General features: G+C 74.7%; 6 protein-coding genes and 1 pseudogene. 6 read left to right on the forward strand and 1 reads right to left on the reverse strand.

The window, feature by feature from the left end; translation table 11 throughout:
* Positions 1–9 precede the first annotated feature (9 nt).
* The 4 genes and pseudogenes from DIZ27_RS10890 to DIZ27_RS48710 all read left to right on the forward strand — a co-directional run.
* Positions 10–19938, forward strand: coding sequence for a non-ribosomal peptide synthase/polyketide synthase (locus DIZ27_RS10890; RefSeq protein ID WP_109378146.1), 19929 nt, complete (start codon positions 10–12; stop codon positions 19936–19938).
* A 95-nt stretch (positions 19939–20033) separates the two neighbouring features.
* Entirely contained in the window at positions 20034–20237 is a 204-nt protein-coding gene (locus tag DIZ27_RS10895) for an MbtH family NRPS accessory protein (protein WP_042166983.1), read from the forward strand.
* Positions 20238–20332: 95 nt separating this feature from the next.
* Positions 20333–20845, forward strand: coding sequence for a GNAT family N-acetyltransferase (locus DIZ27_RS10900; RefSeq protein ID WP_109378147.1), 513 nt, complete (start codon positions 20333–20335; stop codon positions 20843–20845).
* Between the two features lie 305 nt (positions 20846–21150).
* Positions 21151–21357: pseudogene (locus tag DIZ27_RS48710) on the forward strand (transposase); the annotation flags it as partial.
* Positions 21358–21600: 243 nt separating this feature from the next.
* Here DIZ27_RS48710 and DIZ27_RS46975 read toward each other — a convergent pair.
* Positions 21601–21810 (reverse strand): hypothetical protein, encoded by a 210-nt coding sequence (locus DIZ27_RS46975; protein WP_258308328.1) that lies wholly within the window; start codon positions 21808–21810, stop codon positions 21601–21603.
* A 311-nt stretch (positions 21811–22121) separates the two neighbouring features.
* Here DIZ27_RS46975 and DIZ27_RS10910 point away from each other — a divergent pair, with 311 nt between their 5' ends.
* Positions 22122–24104 (forward strand): fibronectin type III domain-containing protein, encoded by a 1983-nt coding sequence (locus DIZ27_RS10910; protein WP_109378149.1) that lies wholly within the window; start codon positions 22122–22124, stop codon positions 24102–24104.
* Between the two features lie 720 nt (positions 24105–24824).
* The gene (locus DIZ27_RS10915) at positions 24825–26213 is read left to right on the forward strand and encodes a multicopper oxidase family protein (RefSeq protein WP_375231955.1); all 1389 of its coding nucleotides are present in this window, start codon (positions 24825–24827) and stop codon (positions 26211–26213) included.
* The last annotated feature ends 13 nt before the right edge of the window (positions 26214–26226 follow it).

Here is a 26226-nt window from a genome sequence, read left to right on the forward strand (position 1 = left end):
CGGACGACCATGACGTCTTCGAAGCGAAACCGCGCCGAGGCCCTGCCGCAGGACCTCCAGGAAGTGCTCCGCCGCCGGCTCGCCGGACGGGCCGCCGGAACCCCCGGCGCCGCCCGGCAGACCATCGGGCAGGCGGACCGCAGCCGGCCGCTGCCCCTGTCCTTCGCCCAGCAGCGCCTGTGGTTCCTGGACCGGCTGCGCCCCGGCGACCCGCGCTACAACAGCGCGGTCGCGCTGCGCCTGACCGGAACCCTCGACCACACCGCCCTGTCCGGCGCGCTGGAGCACGCGGTGGGGCGGCACGAGGCGCTGCGCACCACGTTCCAGGAGACCGACGGCACACCCGCGCAGACCGTGCACCCCGCCGGGCCGCTCCCGCTGCCCGTCCGGGACCTGACGGCTCCCGGCGACGGGCCGGCGGACCTGGACGCGCTGCTGCAGGCCGAGTACGAGCGCCCCTTCGACCTGCGGACCGGGCCGCTGCTGCGCGCCCTGCTGCTGCGGGAGTCGCACGACGCGCACGTCCTGCTGCTGACGGCCCATCACATCGTCACCGACGGCTGGTCGATGGGCGTGCTGCTGGAGGAGCTGTGCGCCGCCTACGACGCCCTCGCCCGGGGCGCCCGGCCCGCGCTGCCGCCGGTGGCCACGCAGTACCCGGACTTCGCCGTCTGGCAGCGCGAGCAGCTGTCCGGGACCCGGTTGGAGCGTCAACTGGACTACTGGAAGGAGAAGTTGTCCGGGACGGTGGCGCCCGAGCTGCCGCTGGACCGGCCGCGCCGCGGCGAGGAGTCCGGCGCGGGCGCGGTGCACACCTTCACCGTGCCCGCGGCCACCGCGGCCCGGCTGAAGCACCTCGCGGCCGAGCAGCACACCACGCTGTTCACCGCCCTGGTCGCCGCCTGCCAGGCCCTGCTGGCCCGCTGGTCCGGGCAGGACGACATCACCGTCGGCTCGTTGACCCCCGGACGCGGGCGCACCGACCTGGAACGGGCCGTCGGGTTCTTCGTCAACACCGTCGTGCTGCGCACCCGCGTCGAGACCGGCGACTCCTTCCGCGATCTGCTCGCCGCTGCCGCGGACACCGTCAACGGCGCCTTCGCGCACGGCGACACGCCGTTCGAGCGGCTGGTGGAGGCCGTCGGCGCGACCCGGGAGGCGGGCCGCAACCCCCTGTTCGACGTGATGGTCCTGCTGCACCCCGCGCCGCCCGCCGCACCCGACCCGCACGGCCTGGCCACCGCCCCGGTCGCCGTGCCCCGGCAGGCCGCCACGTTCGACCTGAGCGTGGAGTTCGTCCCGGACGGGGACGGGCTGACCGGCCTGCTGGAGTACCGCACCGACCTGTTCGACGCGGCCACCGCCGAGCGCATGGCGGACCAGCTGCTGCGCACGCTGGACGGAGCCGTCGCCGAACCGGACCGGCCGCTCGGTGCCCTGCCCCTGCTCTCGCCCCGGCAGACGCGGCAGGTGACGCGGGACTGGAACGCGACCGCGCGGCCCGTGCCCGAGGAGACCGTGCCCGAGCTGTTCGCGCGGCAGGCCGCCCGCACCCCGCACGCCACCGCCCTGGTCGCGGGGGACGTACGCCTGGACTACGCGACGCTCGACGCGCGAGCCGACCGTCTGGCCCGTCACCTGACCGCACGCGGCGCGGGACCCGAGCGGCTGGTCGCCCTCAGACTGCCGCGCACCGCCGACATGATCGTGGCGATCCTCGCCGTCTGGAAGGCCGGCGCCGGCTATCTGCCCCTGGATCCCGCGCTGCCGAAGGACCGGGTGCGGTTCCTGCTGGACGACGCGCGGCCGGCGCTCGTCCTGGACGAAGCCGCGCTGCGGGAAGTCCCCGACACGGCCTCCGACACCGCCCCCGGCCGGCTCGCCCCGCCGCACCCCGACACCAGCGCGTACCTCATCCACACCTCCGGCTCCACCGGCCGCCCCAAGGGCGTGGCCGTGGCGCACCGGTCCCTGGCGAACCTCCTGGCGGGCCATCGCGAGGGCTTCGTCGCCGAGGCGGGCGGCGGGCCGCTGCGGGTGGCGCTGACGGCGTCGTTCTCCTTCGACACCTCACTGGAGGGCGTGCTGCTGATGGCCGACGGCCACCCGCTGCACCTGGTCGACGAGACGACCCGGCTGGACGCCGCCGCGCTGGTCGAGTACGTCGTCGAGCACCGCATCGACTTCCTCGACCTGACCCCCACCCACCTGCGCCAACTGCTGCCCGCCGGACTGCTCACCGACCCGCGCCACCACCCCCGGGTGCTGATGCTCGGCGGCGAGGCCGTCGGGCCCGGCCTGTGGCGGGAGCTGGCCGAGCGGCGGGACGTGGCCGCGTACAACTTCTACGGGCCCACCGAGTGCACGGTCGACGCCCTGGCCTGCCGCATCGAGGGCGACGGCCGTCCGACCGTCGGCAGGCCACTCGCCAATGTGCGCGCCTACGTCCTCGACGACCGGCTGCGGCCCGTGCCGCCCGGAGTCGGCGGCGAGCTGTACCTGGCCGGCGTGCAACTGGCCCGCGGCTACGCGGGCCGGCCGGGGCTCACCGCCGCACGGTTCCTGCCCGACCCGTTCGGACCGCCCGGCGCCCGCATGTACCGCACCGGTGACCTGGCCCGCTGGACCGCCGACGGACGCCTGGACCACCTGGGGCGGGCCGACGACCAGGTCAAGGTGCGCGGCCACCGCATCGAGCCCGGCGAGGTCGAGGCGGCCCTGACGGAGCGGCCCGAGGTCGCCGCCGCCGCGGTCGTCGCCGTCACCGACCCGCACGGCCACACCCGGCTCGCCGCCTACCTCGTCCCCGCGGTGAGCCGCGATGCGCGGCTCACCGCGGCCGACATGAGGGCGGCCTGCCGGCGCGTGCTGCCCGACCACATGGTGCCGTCCTCCTTCACCGTGCTCGACGCCCTGCCGATGACCGTCAGCGGCAAGGTCGACCGGCGTGCCCTGCCCGCCCCCGACCTCGACGGCGGCGAACGCGACAAGGAGTTCGTCGCCCCGCGCACCCCGCAGGAGGAGACCCTCGCCCGCATCTGGGCCGAGGTGCTGGGCGTGCGCCGGGTCGGCGTGACGGACAACTTCTTCGAGCTGGGCGGCGACTCCATCCTCAGCATCCAGGCAGTCTCCCGCGCCCGCGCGGCGGGCCTGCACCTGACCTCGCGGGACGTCTTCCGCCACCAGACCGTCGCCGACCTCGCCGCCGCGTCCCCGCGCACCGCCGACGTGCCCGCGCCCCGGTGGCCGCGCGAGGAGGGCCCGGCGCCGCTGACGCCGGTCCAGGAGTGGTTCTTCGCCACGCACGGCCCGCTGCGGCACTTCAGCATGTCGATGCTGCTGGACCTGCCGCACGACCTGGACGAGCGGTGCCTGGAGCGCGCCCTGGAGGCACTGGTCGCCCACCACCCCGCGCTGCGCACCCGCTTCGCCCGCTCGGGGGACACCTGGCGCCAGCACCCCGGCGACGGCCCGGCCACCGGCCTGCTCACCCGCCACGACCTCTCCCGCGCCGCCGACGCGACGGCCGCCCGCGAAGAGGCCGCCGAGGCCGCCCGCGCCGCCCTCGACCCGGAAACCGGCACCCTGCTGCGCGCCGCCCTGCTGTCCTGCCCCGGCGAGCGTCCCCAACTCTTCCTCACCGTCCACCACTTGGCGGTGGACAGCGTCTCCTGGCGCATCCTCCTCGCCGACCTCGCACAGGCCTACCGGCAGGCGGCCCAGGGCGATCCGCCCCAACTGGAGCCCGTCTCCACGCCGTTCGCCGACTGGGCCGCGCACCTCTCCCGTCGGGTACGCGCCGGTGACCTCGACGCCGACCTGCCGCACTGGACGGCGGAGGCCGCCGAACCCCGTACCCCGCTGCCCGTGGACCGCCACGGCACCCCGCTCGCCGGCTCGGTCCGCACCCTCCGCACCCGCGTGGACCGCGCCACCACCGGGGCCCTCCTGCGCCAGGTGCCCGCCGTCTACCGCACGCAGGTCAACGACGTGCTGCTCAGCGCGCTGAGCCGGGTCCTCGCCGACTGGACGGGCACCGAGCGGGTGACCGTCGCCCTGGAGGGCCACGGCCGCGAGGACGACACGCTGGACCTGTCCCGCACGGTGGGCTGGTTCACCGCCCAGTACCCCGTCACCCTGGCGCCCGCCGGACCGTCCGACGCGCCCGACTGGGGCACCACCCTCAAGACGGTGAAGGAGCGCCTGCGGGCCGTTCCCCGGCACGGCCTCGGCTACGAGGCCCTGGCCCGCCTCGGCTCGCCCGACCCGGCCGCCCGCGCCCTGCGGGACCTGCCGCTGCCGCAGGTCTGCTTCAACTACCACGGCCAGTGGGAGGCCGGCGACGGGCGGGACTTCGCCCCGGCGGACGAGGCGCCCGGCCGTGACATCGCCGCCGACGAGCCGCCGGCCCACCTGCTGGACATCTCCGCCGTGGTCGCCGGCGGCGAACTGGAGATCACCTGGCACTACAGCGACCAGGTGCACGACGAGGGCACCGTCCGCACCCTCGCCGACGGCATGACCCGCGCGCTCGCCGCCATCGCCGATCACTGCGCCCGCCCCGACGCGGGCGGCCGCACCCCGTCCGACTTCCCGCTGGCCCGCCTCGACCAGGACCGCCTGGACCGGCTGGTCGGCGACGGGCGGGACGTGGAGGACGTACTGCCGCTGACCCCGCTGCAGGAGGGCATGCTCTTCCACCGGCTGGTCGGCGGCCCCGAGGACGTCTATGTCGACCAGGCGGCGCTCCTGCTGGACGGCGTCGCCGACCCGCACGCCTTCGCCGCGGCCTGGCAGCGCGTCGCCGAGCGGACGCCCGCCCTGCGCACCCGCGTGGTCTGGGAGGACGTCCCGGTGCCCCTCCAGGTCGTCCACCGGGACGTGCGGGTGCCGGTGACCCACCTCGACTGGCGCGACCTGGACGAGCCGGAGCGGGCCGAGCGCCTCACCCGGCTGCGGGCGGACGACCTGGCCCGCGGCATCGACCTCGCCGCCGCGCCGCTGATGCGGCTGACCCTGGTCCGGCTGCCCGACGCGCGACTGCGCCTGCTGTGGACCTCCCACCACCTGATCCTGGACGGCTGGAGCCTGGCCCAGGTGCTGACCGAGGTGTGCGAGGAGTACGCGGCACTCACCGCCGGCGCCGAGTCCCGGCCGCCGGTACGACGTCCCTTCGGGGACTACGTGCGTCTGCTCGCCGAGCAGGACCCCGACGCCGCCCGCGCGCACTGGCAGGAGGTCCTCGCCGGCTTCACCACCCCCACCCCGCTGCCCGCCGACCGCCCCCTGCGCGAGGTCCACCTGGCCCGCTCCGCGGACGTGCACACGGCCGGCCTGGACGACGGGACGTCGGCCCGGCTGGTGCGCACCGCACGCGACGCCGGACTCACCCTCAACACGGTCGTGCAGGGCGCCTGGGCGCTGCTGCTGGCCCGGTACGCCGCCGAGGACGACGTGGTGTTCGGCACCACCGTCTCCGGCCGGCCCGAGGACCTGCCCGGCGTCGAGTCGATGGTGGGCATGTTCATCAACACCGTGCCCACCCGAATACGCGTCGAGGCCGGGCGCACGGCCGGCGCGTGGCTGCGGGAACTGCAGGACGCCCAGGCCGAGTCGAGGCGGTTCGCGGCCGTGTCGCTGGCCGAGCTGACCCAGCTGAGCGACGTGCCGTCCGGCAGCCCGCTCTTCCACAGCATGGTCGCCTTCGAGAACTACCCCTTCGACGAGGCCCGCACGGCCGGCTCCGGGGTGCGCCTGGCCGAGGTGACCTCCCGCGACGCCACCAACTACCCGCTCGTCCTGCGCGCCCACCACGGCGAACGCCTCGGCTTCGACCTCGCCTACGATCCCGCCCTGTTCGACGCGGCGACCGTCCGCTCGCTCGCCGACCGGCTGTGCCTGCTGCTCACGGAGCTGGCCGACGGCCCCGACCGGCCGCTGCGCACCCTGGCCCGGCCGACGGCCGGGGAACGGCGGCGGATGCTCACCGACTGGAACGGCACCGAACGGGGCCGCCCCGCTCAGACCCTGGTGGACCTGTTCGAGGCGCAGGCCGCCCGCACGCCCGGCGCCGTCGCCGTCACCTGCGGAGCCGAGCGTCTGGACTACGCGACGCTCGACGCCCGCGCCGGCCGGCTCGCCCACCGGCTCGCCGAACTCGGTGCCGCGCCCGAGCGGTTCGTCGCCCTCGCCCTGCCCCGCTCCTGCGACCAGGTCGTCGCGATCCTCGCCGTGCTGAAGACCGGCGCGGCCTACCTGCCGATCGACCCGGCCTCGCCCGCCGAACGCATCGGCCACCTCCTCGCCGACGCCGCCCCGGTGACGCTGGTGACCACGACCGGCACGGCGGCACGGGCCGACGGCACCGACGTGCCCGTCCTCCTCCTCGACGACCCGGACGTCGAGGCCGACCTCGCCCGCCGCCCGGTCACCGGTCCCGCCCCGGCCCGCCGCCCGCTGCCGGAGAGCCCCGCCTACGCCATCTACACCTCCGGCTCCACCGGCCGCCCCAAGGGCGTGGTGATCCCGCACGCCAACGTGGTGCGGCTGTTCACCCGCACGAGCCACTGGTTCGGCTTCGGCGCGGACGACGTGTGGACGATGTTCCACTCCTACGCGTTCGACTTCTCCGTGTGGGAGCTGTGGGGCCCGCTGCTGCACGGCGGCCGGCTCGTGGTCGTGCCCGACGAGACCGCCCGCTCCCCGGAGGACTTCCTGCGCCTGCTGGCGGACGAGCAGGTCACCGTCCTCAACCAGACGCCGTCCGCGTTCTACCCGCTGATCCGCGCGGACGCCGAACACCCCGAAACCGGCGCCCGCCTCGCGCTGCGCACGGTGATCTTCGGCGGCGAAGCCCTGGACGTCGGCCGGCTCGCCGCCTGGTGGACGCGCCACCCGGCCTGTGCCCCGCGGCTGGTCAACATGTACGGCATCACCGAGACCACGGTGCACGTGACCCACGCCCCGCTCGACCCCGCCACCGACGCGGACGGCCCCGTCGGCTCCATCGGCACGGCCATCGAGGACCTGCGGGTGTACGTGCTCGACGCGGACCTGGCGCCCGTGCCGCCCGGCGCCATCGGCGAACTCTTCGTGGCGGGCGAGGGCCTGGCCCGCGGCTACCTGGGCCGCCCCGGCCTCACCGCCGCCCGCTTCCTCGCCGACCCCTTCGGGCAGGCCGGCAGCCGCATGTACCGCACGGGCGACCGGGCGAAGTGGCGGGCCGACGGCACCCTGGAATACCTGGGCCGCGCGGACGCCCAGGTGAAGATCCGCGGCTACCGCATCGAACCCGGCGAGATCGAGGCGGCCCTGCACACCCACCCCGGCGTCGCCGAGGCCGCGGTCGGCGTGTTCGAGGACGCCTCCGGCACCCGCCGGCTCGTGGCGCACGTCGTCGGCTCCGGCGGCGAGGCCCCCGCGGCGGCCGAGCTGCGCGCCCACCTGGAGCGCCTGCTGCCCGCCCACATGGTGCCCGCCGCCCATGTGCCGATGGACGCGCTGCCGCTCACCGTCAACGGCAAGCTCGACCGGCGCGCGCTGCCCGCGCCGGGACCGGACGGCTACGCCACCGGCACCGACCGGACACCGCCGCGCACGCCCGCCGAACGGCTGGTCGCCGCCGCCTGGACGGACGTGCTGGGAGTCGAGGAGGTGAACGCCGGCGACGACTTCTTCGCGCTCGGCGGCGACTCCATCCTCGCCGTCCGCGTCACCGCCCGGCTGCGCGCCGCGTTCGGTCCCGAGGTCTCCCCGAGGACGCTGTTCACCCGTCCCACGGTGGCCGCCCTGGCCGCCGAGCTCGGCGAACCGGCCGACGACGCGTCCGCCCCGCAGGCCGACGCGATACCGGCGACCGCCCCGCAGACCCCGGCGCCGCTGTCGTACGCCCAGCAACGCCTGTGGTTCCTCGACCGGTTCGAGCCCGGCAGCACCGAGTACACGACGCTGTCCGTGCTCCGCATGCGCGGACCGCTCGACGCAAGCGCCCTGCGCACCGCGCTGGACGGCCTGGTCGCCCGGCACGAGGCGCTGCGCACCACGTTCACCGAACAGGACGGGCAGGCACGGCAGTCGGTGAACCCGTCGTACCGGGTCGACCTGCCCGTGGACGACCTCACCACGGCCCCGGACGCGCGGGCGGCGCTGGACGCGCTGCTGGAGCGCGAGGCCGCCACGCCCTTCGACCTGGCGGCCGGGCCGCTGCTGCGCGCCCGGCTGGCCCGCCTGGCCGCCGGCGAGCACGTTCTCGTACTCGCCGTCCACCACATCGTCACCGACGGCTGGTCGCTCGGCGTCCTCGGCCGGGACCTGGGCGAGCTGTACGCGGCGGCACACGAGGGCCGCCGCCCCCGGCTGCCCGCGCTGCCCGTCCGGTACGCCGACCACGCCGCCTGGCAGCGCGCCCGCGCCGACCGCGTCGAGCACCAACTCGCCCACTGGCGCGAGACGCTGGACGCAGTGCCCCCGCTGGAGCTGCCGACCGACCGGCCGCGTCCCGCCGTACGGACCCGGGACGGCGCGCTGGTGACCTTCACCCTGCCCGCCGAGCTGACCGACCGGCTGCGCGAGCGGGGCCGGGAGGCCGACGCCACCCTGTACATGACGCTGCTGACCGCCTGCACGGCCCTGCTGTCCCGCTGGGCCGACCAGGACGACTTCGCCGTCGGCACCGTCACCGCGGGCCGTGAGCGCCCCGAACTGCACGACGTGGTCGGCATGTTCGTGAACACGCTGGTGCTGCGCAACCGGGTGCGCCCCGGCACGTCGTTCCGCGCGCTGCTGAAGCAGGTGCGCGGCACCGTCCTGGAGGCGTTCGCCCACCAGGACGTGCCCTTCGAGCGGCTGGTGGACGCCCTCCAGCCCGAGCGGGACACCAGTCGCACCCCCCTGTTCCAGGTCATGGTCGCCCTGCACAACCTGGGCGCCGAGGCTCCCGCGCTCCTGGACCTGGACGTCGAGCCGGTCATGCCGCCGGTCCGGCACGCCACGTTCGACCTGGCCTTCGACTTCGTGGAGGACGACGGCGGCGTCACCGGCCACCTGGAGTACGACACCGGCCTGTTCGACGAGGACACCGTCCGGCGCCTGGCCGCCCGTCTGCGGCTGCTGCTGGAGGCCGCGGCGCAGGACCCCGACCAGGACGTGCGGGCGCTGGAGCTGATGACCGCGGCCGAGCGGCGCCGGGTCCTCCACGACTGGCAGGGGCCGCGGCGCGCGGTTCCGGGGACCACTTTCCCCGCCCTGTTCGAGGAGCAGGCCGCCCGCACCCCGCACGTCACCGCCCTGGTGGCACGGGACGCCACGCTCGACTTCGCCGCCCTCAACGAGCGCGCCAACCGGCTCGCCCACCACCTCGTGGCCCGGGGCGTCGCCCCCGAGCGGGTGGTCGCCGTACGGCTGCCGCGCACCTCCGACCTGCTGGTGGCGGTGCTCGCCGTCGTCAAGGCGGGCGGCGCCCTCCTCTGCCTCGACCCCGACCTGCCCGAGGAACGCGTCGCCCACCTCCTCGCGGACGCGGCCCCGCACACCGTGCTGACCGCCGACACACTGCGCGAGGTGCCGTGGGACCGGCTGCCCGCCCACGACCCCACCGACCGCGACCGCCCGGCCCCGCTGCGCCCGGACCACGCCGCCTACATCGTCTACACCTCCGGCTCCACCGGCCGCCCCAAGGGCGTCGTCGTCGAACACCGCCACCTGGTCAACCTCTGCCACGACCACCGCGAAGGGCTCGTCGCACCGCACACCGCGGACGGGCGCCGGCTGCGCGCCGCGCTGAGTGCCTCGTTCTCCTTCGACACCTCCTGGGAGGGGCCGCTGCTGCTCGCCCTCGGGCAGGAGGTCCACCTCGTCGACGAGGACGTGCGCCTGGACCCGGACGCGTTCTGCGCCCAGGTCACCGAACGCCGCCTGGACCTGGTGAACGTCACCCCGTCCTTCCTGCGCGAACTCACCGCCGCCGGACTCCTCGCACCCGGCCGCCACCACCCGCGCGTCCTGCTGGTCGGCGGTGAGGCGACAGGCCCCGACACCTGGCGGGAGCTGTGCGCCGCCGCCGACCTCGGCGTCACCGCGTACAACATGTACGGGCCCACCGAGTGCACCGTCGACGCCACGTACGGGCGCTGCGCCGAACACCCGGACCGACCGGTCATCGGGCGCCCCGGCCGCAACCTGCGCGCCTACGTCCTCGACGGCGCCCTGCGCCCGGTGCCGCCCGGCGTGCCCGGCGAGCTGTACCTCGCCGGCGCACAGGTGGCCCGCGGCTACCTGGGCCGCCCCGGCCTGACCGCGTCGCGTTTCCTCGCCGACCCGTTCGGCGCGCCCGGGGAGCGGATGTACCGCACCGGCGACCGCGCCCGCTGGGACGGACGTGGGCTGCTGGAGTTCCTGGGCCGCGCCGACGAGCAGATCAAGATCCGCGGGTTCCGTGTCGAACCCGGCGAGGTCGAGGCCGCGCTGCTCGCCCACCCGGACGTGTCCGAGGCCGTCGTGACGGCACGCGAACACGCGGGCCGGCTCATGCTCGTGGCCCACCTGGTGCCCGCCCAGGACGCCGTCCCGACCGCCGACGAACTGCGCCTCGCGCTCCGGCGCACCCTGCCGGACCACATGGTGCCGACGGCGTTCGTCCCGCTGGCGCGGATACCGCGCACCAGCAGCGGCAAGACCGACCGGCGCGCCCTGCCCGCCCCGCCCGCGCAACCGGACCCCGCCACGACGTACGTGGCACCGCGCCCCGGCACCGAGGAGACGCTGGCAGCGATCTGGGCGGACGTCCTGCGGGTGGAACGGGTGGGCGCGCGGGACAACTTCTTCGCGCTCGGCGGCGACTCCATCCTCAGCATCCAGATCGTCTCCCGGGCCCGCCGGGCCGGACTGGCGCTGACCACCAAGGACGTCTTCCGTCACCAGACCGTCGCCGAACTCGCCCTCCGCGTCACCGGGGCGGTCCCCGCGGCGGCGGACACGGCCCCGCCCGCCGAGGCACCGCTCACGCCCATCCAGCGCTGGTACCTCGACGGCCGCCGTCCCGACGACCCGCTGCGCTTCACCATGTCGCAGCACCTCGAACTGACCCCCGGAACCGACCGGTCCGCCCTGCGCCCCGCCGTTGACGCCCTCGTCCGCCACCATCCGGCCCTGCGCACCCGCTTCCGCCGCACCGAGGACGGCTGGCGCCAGGAAGTCCTGCCGGACGTCCCGGACGGCATCCTCACCCACCACGACGTGACCGGCCTGGACGGCCCCGCGCTGGAGGCCGAGGTGCGGCGCGCGGCGGACGCGGCCCGGGCGTCCCTCGACCCGACCGAGGGCCGGGTGGTGCGCGTCCTGCTCTTCGACCGCGGCCCGGAACTGCCCGCGCACCTCCTGTTCACCGTCCACCACCTGGTCGTCGACGGCGTCTCCTGGCGGATCCTGCTGGCCGACCTGGAGACCGCCCACCGCTCGGCCGCGGACGGACGGCCCGTCGACCTGCCCCCGGCCACCACCGCGTACGGGCACTGGGCGGCCCGGCTCCAGGCACACACCCGTTCCGGCGCCCTGGACGGCGACCTCGCCCACTGGGAGCGCACCGCGGCGGCCCCCGCCGGCCTGCCCGCGGGCAGGCCCGGCCCCAACACCCACGGCACCGCCGCCACGGTCACCGTGCTGCTGGAGCCGGAGACGACCGAGGCCCTGCTGCGCCGGGTCCCGGAGGTCTACCGCACCCAGGTCAACGACGTCCTGCTCAGCGCCCTCGGCCGCACTCTGGCCCGCTGGTGCGGGCGCGACACCGTGCTGGTCGGTGTGGAGGGCCACGGCCGCGAGGACCTCTTCGACGACGTGGACCTCTCCCGGACGGTCGGCTGGTTCACCGCCGAGTTCCCCCTCGCGCTGAGGGTCGCCCCCGACGCCGGCTGGCACGACACCCTGCGCTCGGTGAAGGAGCAACTGCGCGCGGTGCCCCTGCACGGTCTGAGCCACGGCGCGCTGCGCCACCTGCTGCCCGACAGCCCGCTGACCGGCGCTCCCGTGCCGCAGGTCGGCTTCAACTACCACGGCCGGTGGGACGCCGACGGCGACAGGAGCGGCCTCTACGGCGCCGCCCTGCCCCCGGCCGGCTCCGACACCGACCCCGACGCCCCCCGCCCCTACCTGCTGGACATCACGGGCGTGGTCCAGGACGGCAGGCTCGAGCTCGGCTGGACCTATCCACCGGCCGTCTACGACGAGGCCACCGTCCGCGGGCTCGCCGACGAGATGTGCGCGGCGCTGCGCGACATCGCGGCCCACTGCACGCGCCCGGACGCGGGCGGCCGCACCCCGTCGGACTTCCCGCTCGCCGGTCTCGGCCAGAGCGAGCTGGACCGACTGGTGGGCGACGGCCGGCACGTGGCGGACGTCCTGCCGCTGACGCCCCTGCAGACCGGGATGCTCTTCCACGGCCTGGTGGACACGGCGGGCGCCTACTTCGACCGGACGGCCGTACGGCTGTCCGGGGTGGCCGACCCGCAGGCCTTCGCCGTCGCGTGGCAGCAGGTCGCCGACCGCACCGAGGCCCTGCGCACCAGCGTCCACTGGCAGGGCCTGCCGCACCCGGTCCAGGTCGTCCACCACCGCGTGGAGCTGCCCGTCACCCACCTGGACTGGCGGCACCTGACGCCCGGGCAACGAGAGGGGGAGACCGAGGAACTGCTGGCCGCCGACCGCACGGCGGGCATGGACCTCACCGCCGCCCCCCTCACCCGCATCACCCTGGCCGCGTTGCCCGGCGACGAGGTCCTGCTGCTGTGGTCCTCCCACCACCTGATCCTGGACGGCTGGAGCACCGGGCAGCTGCTCACCGAGGTGTGCGAGCGCTACGCCGCGCTCACCGGCGGCCGCGAAGCCCCCGCACCGGTGAGGCGCCCGTTCTCCGACTTCCTGCGCTGGCTGCGCGACCAGGCCGAGCCCGCGGCCGAGGCGTACTGGGCCGGCGCCCTCGCCGGCTTCCCGGCCCGCACCCCGCTGCCGTACGACCGCACACCGGCCGAGGCACACCGCGCCCGCGCCGCCTCCACGGTGCACCGGGAGCTGGACGAGCGGGTCTCGACGCGGCTGCGGGAGACGGCGGCACGGGCCGGGCTGACGGTGAACACCGTGATCGAGGGCGCCTGGGCGCTGCTGCTGGCCCGCCACGGCGGACGCGACGACGTCGTGTTCGGCACGACCGTCTCCGGGCGTCCGGCCGAACTGCCGGGTGTGGAGGCGATGATCGGCATGTTCATCAACACCGTGCCCACCCGGATCCGCGTCACGGACGGGGGAGTGGCGTCCTGGCTGCGGGGCGTGCAGGAGCGGCAGAGCGACGCCCGGCGCTTCGACTTCCTCGCGCTGCCCCGCATCCAGGCGCTGAGCGAGGTCCCGGCGGGCGAGGCGCTGTTCGACAGCATGGTGGTGTTCGAGAACTACCCCGTCGACGAGTCCGCCACGGCCCGGACCGGCGTGCACGTCGAGGAGGTACGGGCCGAGGACGCGCCGACCTTCCCGCTGTGCCTGCGCGCCCACCTCGGTGACCGGCTCGGCATCGACCTCGCCTACGACGCCGGCCTGTTCGACGCGCACACGGCCGAACGCCTCGCGGCCGGGCTCGTGGTCGTCCTGACCGCCCTCGCCGACGGCATCGAGGCCGACGCGGAGGTGACCGGCCTCGAGCTGCTGACCGAGGACGACCGCGCCCTGCTGGAGCGGTGGAACACCACCGCCCGGCGGACGGCGCCGCGCAGCCCCATCGAGCTGTTCGCCGAGCAGGCCCGCCGCACCCCCGACGCGCCCGCCCTGCGCGACGGCGACACGGAGCTGACGTACCGCCGCCTCGACGACTGGTCCGACGCCGTGGCGTCCCGGCTCCTCGCCGACGGCCTGCGGGCGGAGGGCCGGGTGGCGCTGCTGATGGACCGCTGTGCCGAACTCGTCGTCGCCCAGCTCGCCGTCCTCAAGGCGGGCGGCGCCTACGTACCGGTGGACGCCCGTGCCCCCGAGGAGCGGCGCCGCACGCTGATCGAGCGGGCGGGTGTGACGGCCGAACTGACCGCCGCGGACGTCGTCGCCGCACGCACCCCCGTGCCGGGCGCGCCCGCGGCCGTTCCCGCGGACGCCGACCGGCTGGCGTACGTGATGTTCACCTCCGGGTCGACCGGCGAGCCCAAGGCGGTCGCGGTACGGCACCGCGACGTGGCCGCCCTCGCCACCGACAGCCGCTTCGCCGGAGGGGTGTGCGACCGGGTGCCGCTGCACTCCCCGGTGGCCTTCGACGCCGCCACCTTCGAGGTGTGGGCGCCCCTGCTCACCGGCGGTTGCGTGGTCGTGGCACCGCCTCGGCCCATGGACGCGGCACTGCTGCGGCACCTGGTCCGCGACGGCGGCCTGAGCGCGCTGTGGCTGACCGCCGGCCTCTTCCGGCTGCTGGCGCAGGACGCGCCGGGCTGCTTCGCCGGTCTGCGCCAGGTGTGGACCGGCGGCGACGTGGTGCCCGCCGCGGCCGTACGCCGCGTGCTGTCCGCCTGCCCCGGCCTGACCGTCGTGGACGGCTACGGCCCCACCGAGACGACGACGTTCGCGACGTCCTTCGCGCTCACCGACGCGACGGCCGTCCCCCACGCCGTGCCCATCGGCCACCCGCTCGACGACATGCGGGTCCACGTCCTCGACGGCCGTCTGCGGCCCGTACCGCCGGGCTGCGCCGGCGAGCTGTACCTCGCCGGCGAGGGCGTGGCACGTGGTTACCTGGGCCGTCCCGGCGACACCGCCGCCCGCTTCCTCGCCGACCCCGCCGGCCCGCCCGGCACGCGCATGTACCGCACCGGCGACCTGGCCCGCCGCCGCCCCGACGGCACGGTCGAGTTCCTGGGCCGCGCCGACGACCAGGTGAAGATCCGCGGCTTCCGCGTCGAACCCGGCGAGGTGGAGGCGGCCCTCGCGGCGCATCCCGGCGTCGCGGACGTGGCGGTCGTGGCCCACGAGGACCGGCCCGGCAGCCGGCGCCTGGTGGCCTACGTGGTCGGCCCCGAAGACCTCACGGCCGTAAGGGAGTCCGCCCGGCGCTTGCTCCCCGACTACCTCGTCCCCTCGGTGTTCGTCGCCCTGCCCGCGCTGCCGCTCAGCGGAAACGGCAAGGTCGACCGGGCCGCGCTTCCGGCGCCGGAGAGCGCCGGCGGAGACCGGCAGGACGCGCCGACCGCGCCGCGCACCGACGCCGAGCGGCGCACCGCCGACGTCTTCGCGGAAATCCTCTCCGTGCAACAACCCGGCGTGGAGGACGACTTCTTCCAGCTGGGCGGCGACTCCATCCTCAGCATCCGGCTGGCCGCCCGCCTGTCCGAGGCGTTCGGCACCGACCTGTCACCGCGCGCGGTGTTCACCCACCCCACCCCCGCCGCCCTCGCCGCCCTGCTCACCGCGGAGCCGTCCGGCGACGCCGCGCCCACCGCGATCGTCCCGGCCCCCCGCGACACGCCCGCCCCGATGTCGTACGCCCAGCAACGCCTTTGGTTCCTGGAGGAGTTCGCGCCGGGCAGCGGCGAGTACGTCACCGCGCTGGCCCTGCGCCTGCGCGGCAGGCTCGAGGTGCCCGCTCTCACCGCGGCCCTGCGCGCCCTGGTGGAGCGGCACGAGGCACTGCGCACCACCTTCGACGCGGTGGACGGCCACGGCGTGCAGATCGTCCACCCGGCGCCGGACGTGCCGCTGCCGCTGCACGACCTGTCGGGAACGGCCGGGACCGACCGGGCGGCCCGGTTGGAGGAGCTGCTGGAGGCCGAGCGTGCCCGCACGTTCGACCTGCGGCGCGGTCCGCTGCTGCACGCGGGGCTGATCAGGCTCTCGGACGACGAGCACGTCCTGACGCTGACCCTGCACCACATCGTCACCGACGGCTGGTCCACCGGAGTGCTCACCGGCGACCTCGCTCACTTCTACCGGGCCGAACTGGGCGCGGCCGCCAAGCCGCTGCCGCAGCTGCCGGTGAGTTACTCCGACTACGCCCACTGGCAGCGCGGCAGCGGCACGGACGAACACCTCACGTACTGGAAGGAGCACCTGGCCGGTCTGGAAACGCTGGACCTGCCCACCGACCGGCCGCGCCCGGCGGTGCGCACCCACGACGGCGCCACCGCGCGCCTCGCCCTGCCGCGCGGTGTGACCCGCCGCCTCGTCCAGGTGGGCCGGGACCGGCAGGCCACCCTGTTCGCCACGCTGGTCGCCGCCGCGCAGACCTATCTGGCCCGCCTGACCGGCGGCCGGGACATCACCGTCGGCACGGTCGCCTCAGGCCGCGACCGGGCCGAGACCCAGGACCTCGTCGGGTTCTTCGTCAACACCCTCGTCCTGCGCTCGCGCGTCGAACCCGACCGTCCCTTCCCCGAGTTCCTCACCGAGGTACGCGGGACCGTACTGGACGCCTTCGCCCACCAGGAGGCGCCGTTCGAGCGGGTGGTGGACGAGGTGCAGCCGGTCCGGGACACCAGCCGCACCCCCCTGTTCCAGGTCATGGTGGTGCTGCAGAACGCCCCGGCCGCCGACCTCGACCTGCCCGGCATCGAGGTCGCCGGCGTCGACACGGACCTGCGGCACGCGGCGTTCGACCTCACCCTGGAGTTCGCCGAGACCCCCGCCGGAGAACTGCACGGCCTGCTCACCTACAACACCGACCTGTTCGACGCGGCCACCGCCGAACGGATGGCCGACCAGCTCGGCACGCTCCTGACCGCCGTAGCCGACGACCCCGACCGGCCCCTGGGCGCCCTGCCCCTCGCCACCGGCGAGACACTCGAGGCCGTCCTCGACCAGGGACGCGGCACCGCCCGCCCGGTACCGGCGGCGACGCTGCCGGAGCTGTTCGAACAGCAGGCCGCCCGCACGCCCGACGCCGTGGCCCTGGCCGACGCCGACGGCCGCGAGCTGACGTACGCGCAGGTCGAGCGCGCCGCCAACCGGCTGGCGCACCGGCTCATCGCCCGGGGTGTGGGGCCCGAGCGGGTCGTGGCGCTGGCCCTGCCCCGCAGCGCGGAGACGGTGGTGGCCCAGCTCGCCGTGGCCAAGGCCGGCGGTGCCTTCCTGCCCGTCGACCCGGACTACCCCGAGCAGCGGCGGGAGTTCATGCTGCGCGACGCGGACGCCTGGCTCGTCCTGGACGACCCCGCCACCGTACGGGACGCGGACGGGCCGGAGACCGCGCCCACGGACGCCGACCGCACGGCCGCGCTGACCGTCGCCCACCCGGCGTACGTGATCTACACGTCCGGTTCCAGCGGCACACCCAAGGGCGTGACGGTGACCCACAGCGGCCTGGCCGCCTTCGCCGCGGCCGCCGCCGACCGCTACGACGCGGGCCCCGGCGACCGGGTCCTGCAGTTCGCCTCGCCCAGCTTCGACGCCTCGGTGCTGGAGCTGTGCGTGTCCCTGCTCGGCGGAGCCACCCTCGTCACCGGGGAGGAAGGCCCACTCGTCGGCGAGCGGCTCGCCCAGGTCCTCGCCGAGCGGCGCATCAGTCACACGCTGATCCCGCCCGCCGCCCTGGCCACGGTCGCCCCCGAGACCTCCGACGCCCTGCCGCACCTGCGCACCCTCATCGTGGGCGCCGAGGCGTGCCCGGCCCACCTCGTCGAACGGTGGGCCCCCGGCCGACGCATGATCAACTCGTACGGCCCGACCGAGGCCACCGTCGTCGCCACCTGGACCGGCCCCCTCGCCCCGGGCACGGGCGCCCCGCCGATCGGCCGCCCGGCCGGCGCCACCCGCGTCCACGTCCTCGACGCCGCGCTGCGCCCCGTCCCGCCCGGCGTCACCGGCGAACTGTACGTGGCCGGACCCGGACTGGCCCGCGGCTATCTGCACCGGCCCGGCCTGACCGCCTCGCGTTTCCTCGCCGACCCGTTCGGCGCGCCGGGGGAGCGGATGTACCGCACCGGTGACCTGGCCCGCTGGGACGCGTCCGGCGAACTGCGCTTCGCCGGACGCGCCGACGACCAGGTGAAGCTGCGCGGCTTCCGCATCGAGCCCGGAGAGATCGAGAGCGCGCTGCGCCGCAGCCCGCGGGTGCGCGAGGCGGTGGTCACCGTACGCGGTGGCGGGACCGACCCGGACGGCCGGTCCGGCGGACGGCTCGTGGCCTACATCGTGCCCGCCGAGGGAACCACGGAGGAGCTGCCGGTGCCGGAGCTGCGCGACCACCTCGCCGGGCTGCTCCCGCCACACATGGTCCCGTCGGCGTTCGTCCCGCTGGAGCGCCTGCCGCTCACCCCGAACGGCAAGACCGACCGCGGCGCCCTGCCCGAACCCGGACCCACGCACACCGCCGCCGGGCCGCCCACGGCACCGCGCACCGAGACCGAACGCCGTATCGCCCGCATCTGGGCCGACGTCCTCGGCGTGGCGGACGTGGGAGCGCACGACAACTTCTTCCACCTCGGCGGCGACTCCATCCTCAGCATGCAGGTCGTGTCACGGCTGCGGCGGGACGGACTGCACCTGGCCACCCGCGACCTGTTCACCCACCAGACGGTCGCCGAGCTGGCCACCGTCGTCACCGACGCGCCCCAGCACTCCGGGGACGGTCCGGTGAGCGGAGACGTGCCGCTCACCCCCATCCAGGAGTGGTTCCTGACCAGCCCGCGCGCCGGTCACAGCCACTTCAACCAGTCGCTGATGCTGGAGCTCGGCACCGCCCCGGACGCCGCCGCCCTGGAAACGGCCCTGAACGCCCTGCTCGACCACCACGACGCCCTGCGCATGCGCTTCACCGAGGACCAGGACGGCTGGCGCCAGTTCAACCCGCCGCCGTCCGACACCGACCGCGACCGGCTCCTGAACCGCCACGACCTGAGCGGGCTGACCTCCGCCGAGGCCGACGCGGCGATGGAGAAGGCCGCCGACGACCTGCACACCGGATTCGACCTGGCGCGCGGCCCGCTGCTGCGGGCGGCCCTGTTCACCGGGGACGCCGGCCGGCCCGCCTTCCTCCTCCTGGTCGCCCATCACCTGGTGGTGGACGCCGTGTCCTGGCGCATCCTGCGCGACGACCTGGAGGCCGCCCACCGGCAGGCCGTCCAGGGCGGGACCGTCGCGCTGGGCGAACGCACCACCTCCTTCCGCGAGTGGGCCCGAAGCCTCGCCGCGCACGTCGCGGCCGGAGCCCTCGACGGCGAACTGCCCTACTGGGAAAGGGCGGTGAACGCCGAGCCCCTGCCGGCCGAGGCATCGACCGGGCCGGAGACGGGCGTCGTCGACACGCTCACCGTCGAACTGGACGAGGCGGACACCGAGGCACTGCTGCGCGCCGCGCCGACCGCCTACCGCACCCGCGTCAACGACGTGCTGCTCGCCGCCCTCGCCCTGGCCCTGGCCCGCTGGACCGGCCGCGAGGAGGTCCGCCTGGACCTGGAGGGGCACGGCCGCGAGGACGTCCTCGACGACGTGGACCTCTCCCGCACGGTCGGCTGGTTCACCACCGTCCACCCCGTCGCCCTCCAGGTGCCCGAACCCGCCGACCTCGGCCCCGCCCGGGACTGGCGGACCCTGGTGAAGTCGGTGCGCCGCCAGCTGCGCGCCGTGCCCGGCAACGGCCTGGGCTTCGGTGCGCTGCGCACCTTCGGCCCGCCCGAGGTGCGTCAGCGGCTCGGACGGGCCGCGCACGGACAGGTCGTCTTCAACTACCTGGGCCAGTGGGACGCCCGCCCGGAGCACTCCGGCGACGGCCTGGTGCGCGCCGAGCACGGGTCGTTCGGACGCCACCACGACCCGCGCGACAGCGGCTCCCACCCGCTGGAGGTCGTCGGCGCGGTGCAGGGCGGCCGGCTGTTCTTCACCTGGCACCACCGGCCCGCCCTCCACGCCACGGACACCGTGCGACGTGTCGCGGACGACTTCGCCGAGGCCCTGCGCCACATCGCCCACTACGCCCGGAACAACCGGTGACGCCCCGCCCCCCGGCCCGCGCCCCACCGCCCGCCACCGCACCAGCAGCCCGTCGCCACCCACCCGTCCGACCCGAGAGAGCGAGACCGACAGACATGGACGAGAACACCCGCTACCAGGTGCTGCGCAACGACGAGGAGCAGTACTCGCTGTGGCCCGTGGACGTCGAGGTGCCCGCCGGCTGGCAGCCCGTCGGCAAGGAGGGCACCGAGGCGGAGTGCTCCGCCTACGTCGACGAGGTCTGGACCGACATGCGCCCGCGCAGCCTGCGGGAGCGCATGGAGAACGCCGAAGCCTGACGCGTCCCGCGCAGCCACGAAGCACAGGCCGGGGTGCGTCCCACCACCGCACCCCGGCCTCGGCCCCGCCCGCCCGTCCGTCCCGAGGAGCCGTCATGACACCGGTCCTGCACACCGAACGACTCACGTTCCGGCCCTACCGCCCCGAGGACGAGGACGTCTTCGTGGCCCTGCTGCGCGACGAGGAGGTCTGCCGCTGGATGGGCCAGGAACGCGTGCCGGAAGCCGACCTCCGCACGCTGTTCCGCGCCGTCCTCACCGAGGTCTACCCGCAGCGCAGGTTCGACGTGTGGGGGCTGTGGTGCGAGGAGGTCTACGTCGGCCACGCGGAGGTGAAGAAGACCGGCAACGTCGACGGCCACGAACTGATCACCGCCCTCGCCCCCGGGTACTGGGGCCGGGGCCTGGGCACCGAAGCGATCCGCGGCCTGCTCCGCCACGCCGCCGACAACCTGGGCCTGAAGGAGGTCTACGGCATGGTCGGCGCCGACAACACCGCCAGCCTGGCACTGTGCCGCCGCCTGGGCACCCGACACGTGCGCGACGTGGTCGGCGACGACGGCACGGTGACCAAGATGGTGGTGATCTCCACGACGGACCCGGACTGACGCCGGGAGCCGGCCCGGAACGCCACGGTGCCGTCCCCAGGCCCTCGATCCGGCTCCGCGCCCTCTCCTGAGGGGCGGTCACGGCCGGTCGGCCGAGCCCTCCCGGTCGTGGCCGGACCCGGGAGGGAGTCCGGGCCTTGTGGGACGGCTGGGGAACCGAGGACACGGTATCGGGCCGTGGCGTCCGCAGACCAAGGACGCGGTCTCCAGTCCGACTCGGATCGCCACGGTCGTCGAACGTTCCACCCGCTTCACGAGTTCCGGTCCGGATCGACGGCCGAGACGCAACCACCGTTACCGCGCGGTTGTCCGAGAAGCCACGCAGCCTGCCCACCATGCTCCGCAAGACCCTGACGTGGGAGCGCGGGACGGAGCTCGCCGGTCACCAGGAGATGACCGCTGCCACCGGTTCTGACGTGCACTTCGCCGACCCGCGCAACCCGTGGCAGTGCGGCACGAACGAGAACACCGATCGCCTGCTCCGTCAGTACCTGCCCGAAGACACCAGCATGGGGCACCTGTCCCAGGACGACCTCGACGCCATCGCGCTGAAACCGAACAGCCGTCCTCGCGGAACGCTCGGCTTCGACACGCCGGCCGATGGAGCGGTCGCCGCCTCGGCACGGCTCGACGGTCTCTGCCTTGAGCTCCGGCGTGAGCGAGCGGCGAGGACGCGGCTTCTTCCTCCCCATGCCCTCCATGGTGGACATCCTTCCGGGACCCGACCCCTGATCCTGGATGTCCGCCGAAGTGAATCAAGCCCGGTCCGGGTGCGAGGCGCACTTGTGGGCGCGGCGGTGGCAGACCGCGTCGGGATGCGGGCGCGGTCGGGCCGCCTTCGCGTGAGCGGCGGCGTGCTGGGCTGTGAAGGTGCGCAGTGCCGCAAGGTCCTTGGAGCGGGGCTGCATCCGGCATGCCTCGGTGCTGTCGGTCCACTGTGTGTTGCCCGTCCGGCGGTCGGGCAAGGGGTTTCCACCCCGGGCGCAAGGCGTGCCAAGCGGCGTGGCACGCGGCGCCTCGAGCACTCCGAAGGCCCGGCCGTCCCGTGGCGGGGCTTCAACGTGTGCGGTTGCCCCGCCTTCTGGTCCCGGACCATCCGCTCGCGTCGCCCCGCGGCACGCCGTGGGAAGGGGCGACCCCTCCAGATTGGGGATAGGGGGGTGCCCAAGACGAGGCTGCCGCGGTGTACGGGAATCGGGGACCTTGGAACCCGCTCGTCGCAGCCGACCGCCCGGCGCCGGTCGGTCCGTGTGTCGCCACAGAGGGGAACGTCGTCATGAGCAAGTTCGCGCGGGGCGGGGGCAGAAGAAAGCGTACCGCCGGCCTCGTCATCTCCGGCATGGTGATCAGCGCCTCGATGGCGCCTGTCACCGCCCAAGCAGCCGTTCCGGTCTTCCCGGACAACATCACGATCTTCCCGGACCGGGACTTCGTCTCCATCGACGGATTCTCCGAGCACGCGGGCGAGCAGGTGACCGTCGAGGTGCGGCGCCCCGGCGTCGGCGTCGTCGGCTCGGCCACCGGCGCGATGGCCGCGGCGGCCTCGATCGCGGCGGGCAACCCGGCCATCGAGATCAATCACCCGGGCGGCCTGTGCTGGGGCGCGGGCGGCGGCCCCCAGGTGACCCCGGACATCCGGGCCGGGGACGTGGTGTCGGTCAAGTTCGGCGGCACCGTGGCCGCCGACGCCACGACCCTCGATCTCGGTGTCACCGGCGGCACCCTGACCACGCCGACCACCCTGGTGATCCAGGGGCGGCTCGGGCCCCAGGTCGATCCGACGTTCCTGGAACAGCGGATCGTCGAACCGGCGCTGCGCGACACCGTGGTGGCACGGCGCGACGTGCGGGCGGCGCCCGGCCCGCTCACGAACGCGCCGAAGGGCGGCTACGCCTCCGGGCTGCAGGTGGCCGACGGCGAGTTCACCGCGACCTACGAGTTCCTCGACGCGGACACGGCCGCCACCGCCGCCGGCGGTATGTACATGGCGACGAGCTGGCAGGACCAGGACTCCGACGGCAACACCCAGGGCGTGACGATCTCGGAGTTCGGCGAGGTGGGCGGGCCCGGGATGGGCGGCTGCCCGCCCGGTCCGTCGCAGCAGGGGCCGGCCTCGCCGACCGACGTCGAGGTGCACGACCAGGGCGACTCGACGTCCGTGAGCTGGACCCCGCCGAAGCCCGTCCCCGGCGCCGCGCCGGTCCTCGGATACACCGTGCGAGCCGTCGACCAGCTCAGCAGGAACAGCGTGCAGAGCGAGGTCGGCGTCCGCGTCAACGATCCGGACGCGACCTCGGCCACTCTGCCGGGCTCCGTCAAGGGCAAGCGCGTCGAGGTCAGGTCGTTCAGCGAGACCGGCGAGTCCTGGCCGCCCGCGCTGCAGGGCAACACCCCGTCGGGCGACACCACGCCGCCGACCGTGACCGCGAAGCCGGCCGGCGGCTTCTACACGGACGACACGCAGGTCACCCTCAGCGCCGACGAGACCGGCTCGGAGATCTACTACACGCTCGACGGCTCCGACCCGCTGGAGGCGGGCACCGCCGGGCCTGCGGCCACGCTGTACACCGGGCCGATCGAGCTGACGGCGTCCGACGGGCCGAAGACCCTGCGGTACGTGGCCTTTGACCCGGCCGGCAACGCCTCACAGGCCAGGACGGAGAAGTACACGTTCGGGTCGACCAGGGCGCCGAGCGCCCCGCAGGGGGTCACCCTCCAGGGCTCCAACGCGAGCGCGACGGTCCGCTGGACGGCGCCCGAGGACCCGGGCACGTCGCCCCTCACGGGCTACGAGATCACCGCGACGCCCGCCTCGGGGTCGCCGGTCACGGTCACGGCCGGGCCCAGCGCGTCCAGCCTGCTCCTCACCGGGCTGACGAACGACACGAAGTACACCGTGACGGTCGTCGCCGTGAACGCGGTGGGCAGGGGCGCGGCGTCGACGCCGGCCGACGTCACCCCGAAGGTGCCCGCGGTCGACAAGATCGCGATCACCCTCGCCAAGTGGAAGTCCGGAGACCTCAGGCTCGACGGCACCGGGTCCGTCCCCGGCGCGGCGCTGACGTTCCGCTCCGGGTCGCCGACCGGTCCCGTCTTCGCCACCGGCGTGATCGTGCAGTCGGCCGCGGCGGGCACGGTCAACGGGGCCTGGAGCCTGCGCCTGAGGACCGGCGGTGCCGCGACGAGTAACCCGTCCCCCGTCCACATCTCGTCCGACAAGGGCGGAACCCTGGGACCGGTGACCGTGCCGAACGGCTAGGGCCTGTCGCGGAGGTCCCGCCTGCCCGGCGGCGGACGGCGGGATTCTCGCAACAGCGCCGGCCGGCCGGTGCCCCGTCAGGCGGGGTTCGTTCCCTCAGACGAACCCCGCGGCCGGGGAGCCGACCAGGACAGGGCAGCCGTGGGAGCCCCCGGTTCACCGGCCGTCCTGTTTCCTCCGGGCAGCCGGTGGCCCCCCTCCACCGGCTGCCCGCTCCTTGCCTTCCCGCCCGGTCGCCTCTCCTCAGCGGTGCGTTCAGGAGCATCGCGGGCCCCGCGGCCGAGGAACACGACCGGTGTACGGCCCGTCCACCCGCACGGGCATCGCGCTGCCGGCGGGTCATGTGCGGCGCCGTACATGACCCACCGCGTACGACCAGCACCGATCAGTACAGACCAGCACCGACCAGCACCGAGAAAAGAACACGGGCATCCGCGACTCCAGGGGGAGAGCAGGGCCCGAGCGCCGCTTCGGCGGCCCACCATGGGGGTGAGCACGCACATGCAGGAAAACGCGCTGTCCAGACGTGATGTGATGAAGTTCGGCGTCCTCGCGTCGGCGGCCCTGGCGCTGCCGCTCGAACGCGTCGCGCGCGCCAAGACCGCTTCCGACCGGATCGCGGTCAGCAAGTTCCCGAAGCCGTTCACCGTGCCGTTCACGGTGCCGCCCGAGGCGGTTCCGACCAAGCGGTCGAGCACCACCGACTACTACACCATCAGCATGCGCAGCGCGGCGACGGAGATCCTGCCCGGCATGAAGACCGAGACCTGGTCGTACGACGGGACGTTCGGCGGCCCGACGATCCGGGCCACGCGGGGCCGGCCGGCCGTCGTACGGCAGATCAACGAACTCCCCTCGGTGCACCCCCGATTGCGGTACGAGTCGTGGACCTCGGTGCACCTGCACGGATCGGGATCGCTGCCGGAGTACGACGGCTACGCCAGCGACATCACACGGCCCGGCCAGTACAAGGACTACCGGTACCCGAACTTCCAGGACGCCCGGACGCTCTGGTACCACGACCACGGCGTCCACCACACTGCCGAGAACGCGTACATGGGCCTCGCCGCGATGTACACGATGCACGACGAGCTGGAGCAGTCGCTGCCCATCCCGAAGGGCCGGTACGACGTCCCGCTGCTCATCCGCGACGCCATGTTCGACCGCGACGGACAGCTGCTGTACGACGACGAGGGGCACTCCGGGATCTTCGGTGATGTGATCCTGGTCAACGGCCGGCCCTGGCCCGTGATGAAGGTCGAGCGGCGCAAGTACCGCTTCAGGATCCTGAACTGCGCGATCTCGCGGGGCTTCAAGTTCGCGCTCAGCACCGGCGACCCGTTCGTCTTCATCGGGACGGACGCCGGGCTGATGCCGCAGCCCCGTTCGGCGACCAGCTACCGGCACGGCATGGCCGAACGGTACGAGGTCGTCATCGACTTCGCCAAGTACAGGATCGGCCAGCGGGTGGTCCTGAAGAACCTGCGCGTGCCGAACGTCGAGGACTTCGACACCACTGGTGACGTGATGGCCTTCGACGTCGTCAGCGACCCCACCGACCTGTCGGGCAACACGATCCCGGACCTGCTGAACCCGAACGCGCCCGCGATGGACCTCACCGCGGCGATGGCGAAGAAGACCCGGAGGTTCGAGTTCATCCGCAAGAACGGAACCTGGACCGTCAACGGCAAGACCTGGGCCGACGTCGTCGCCTCCGACTACGAGTACGTCTGGGCCGACCCGGGACTCGGGGACGTCGAGGTCTGGGAGTTCGTCAACACGTCCGGCGGCTGGTCGCACCCGGTCCACGTGCACCTGGTCGACTTCAAGGTGCTGGACCGCAACGGCAGGGCGCCCGACCCCTGGGAGCTCGGCGGCAAGGACACGGTGTACGTCGGTGAGAACGAGACGGTGCGCGTGGCGGTCAAGTTCGGCCCGCACACCGGGCGTTACATGATCCACTGCCACAACCTCGTGCACGAGGACCACGACATGATGGCGCAGTTCCGCGTGGGACCGCCCAGCACCGAGCACCATCCGGTCTTCGCCGACCCGGCGAAGGCCGAGCCCGCTCCCGAGCTGGGAGGCGACGATGACGCCCTCGTCTGAGGCGCCGACGGCC

The organism is Streptomyces sp. NWU339 (genome assembly GCF_003143855.1).
In the GTDB taxonomy this organism is placed as follows: Bacteria; Actinomycetota; Actinomycetes; order Streptomycetales; family Streptomycetaceae; genus Streptomyces.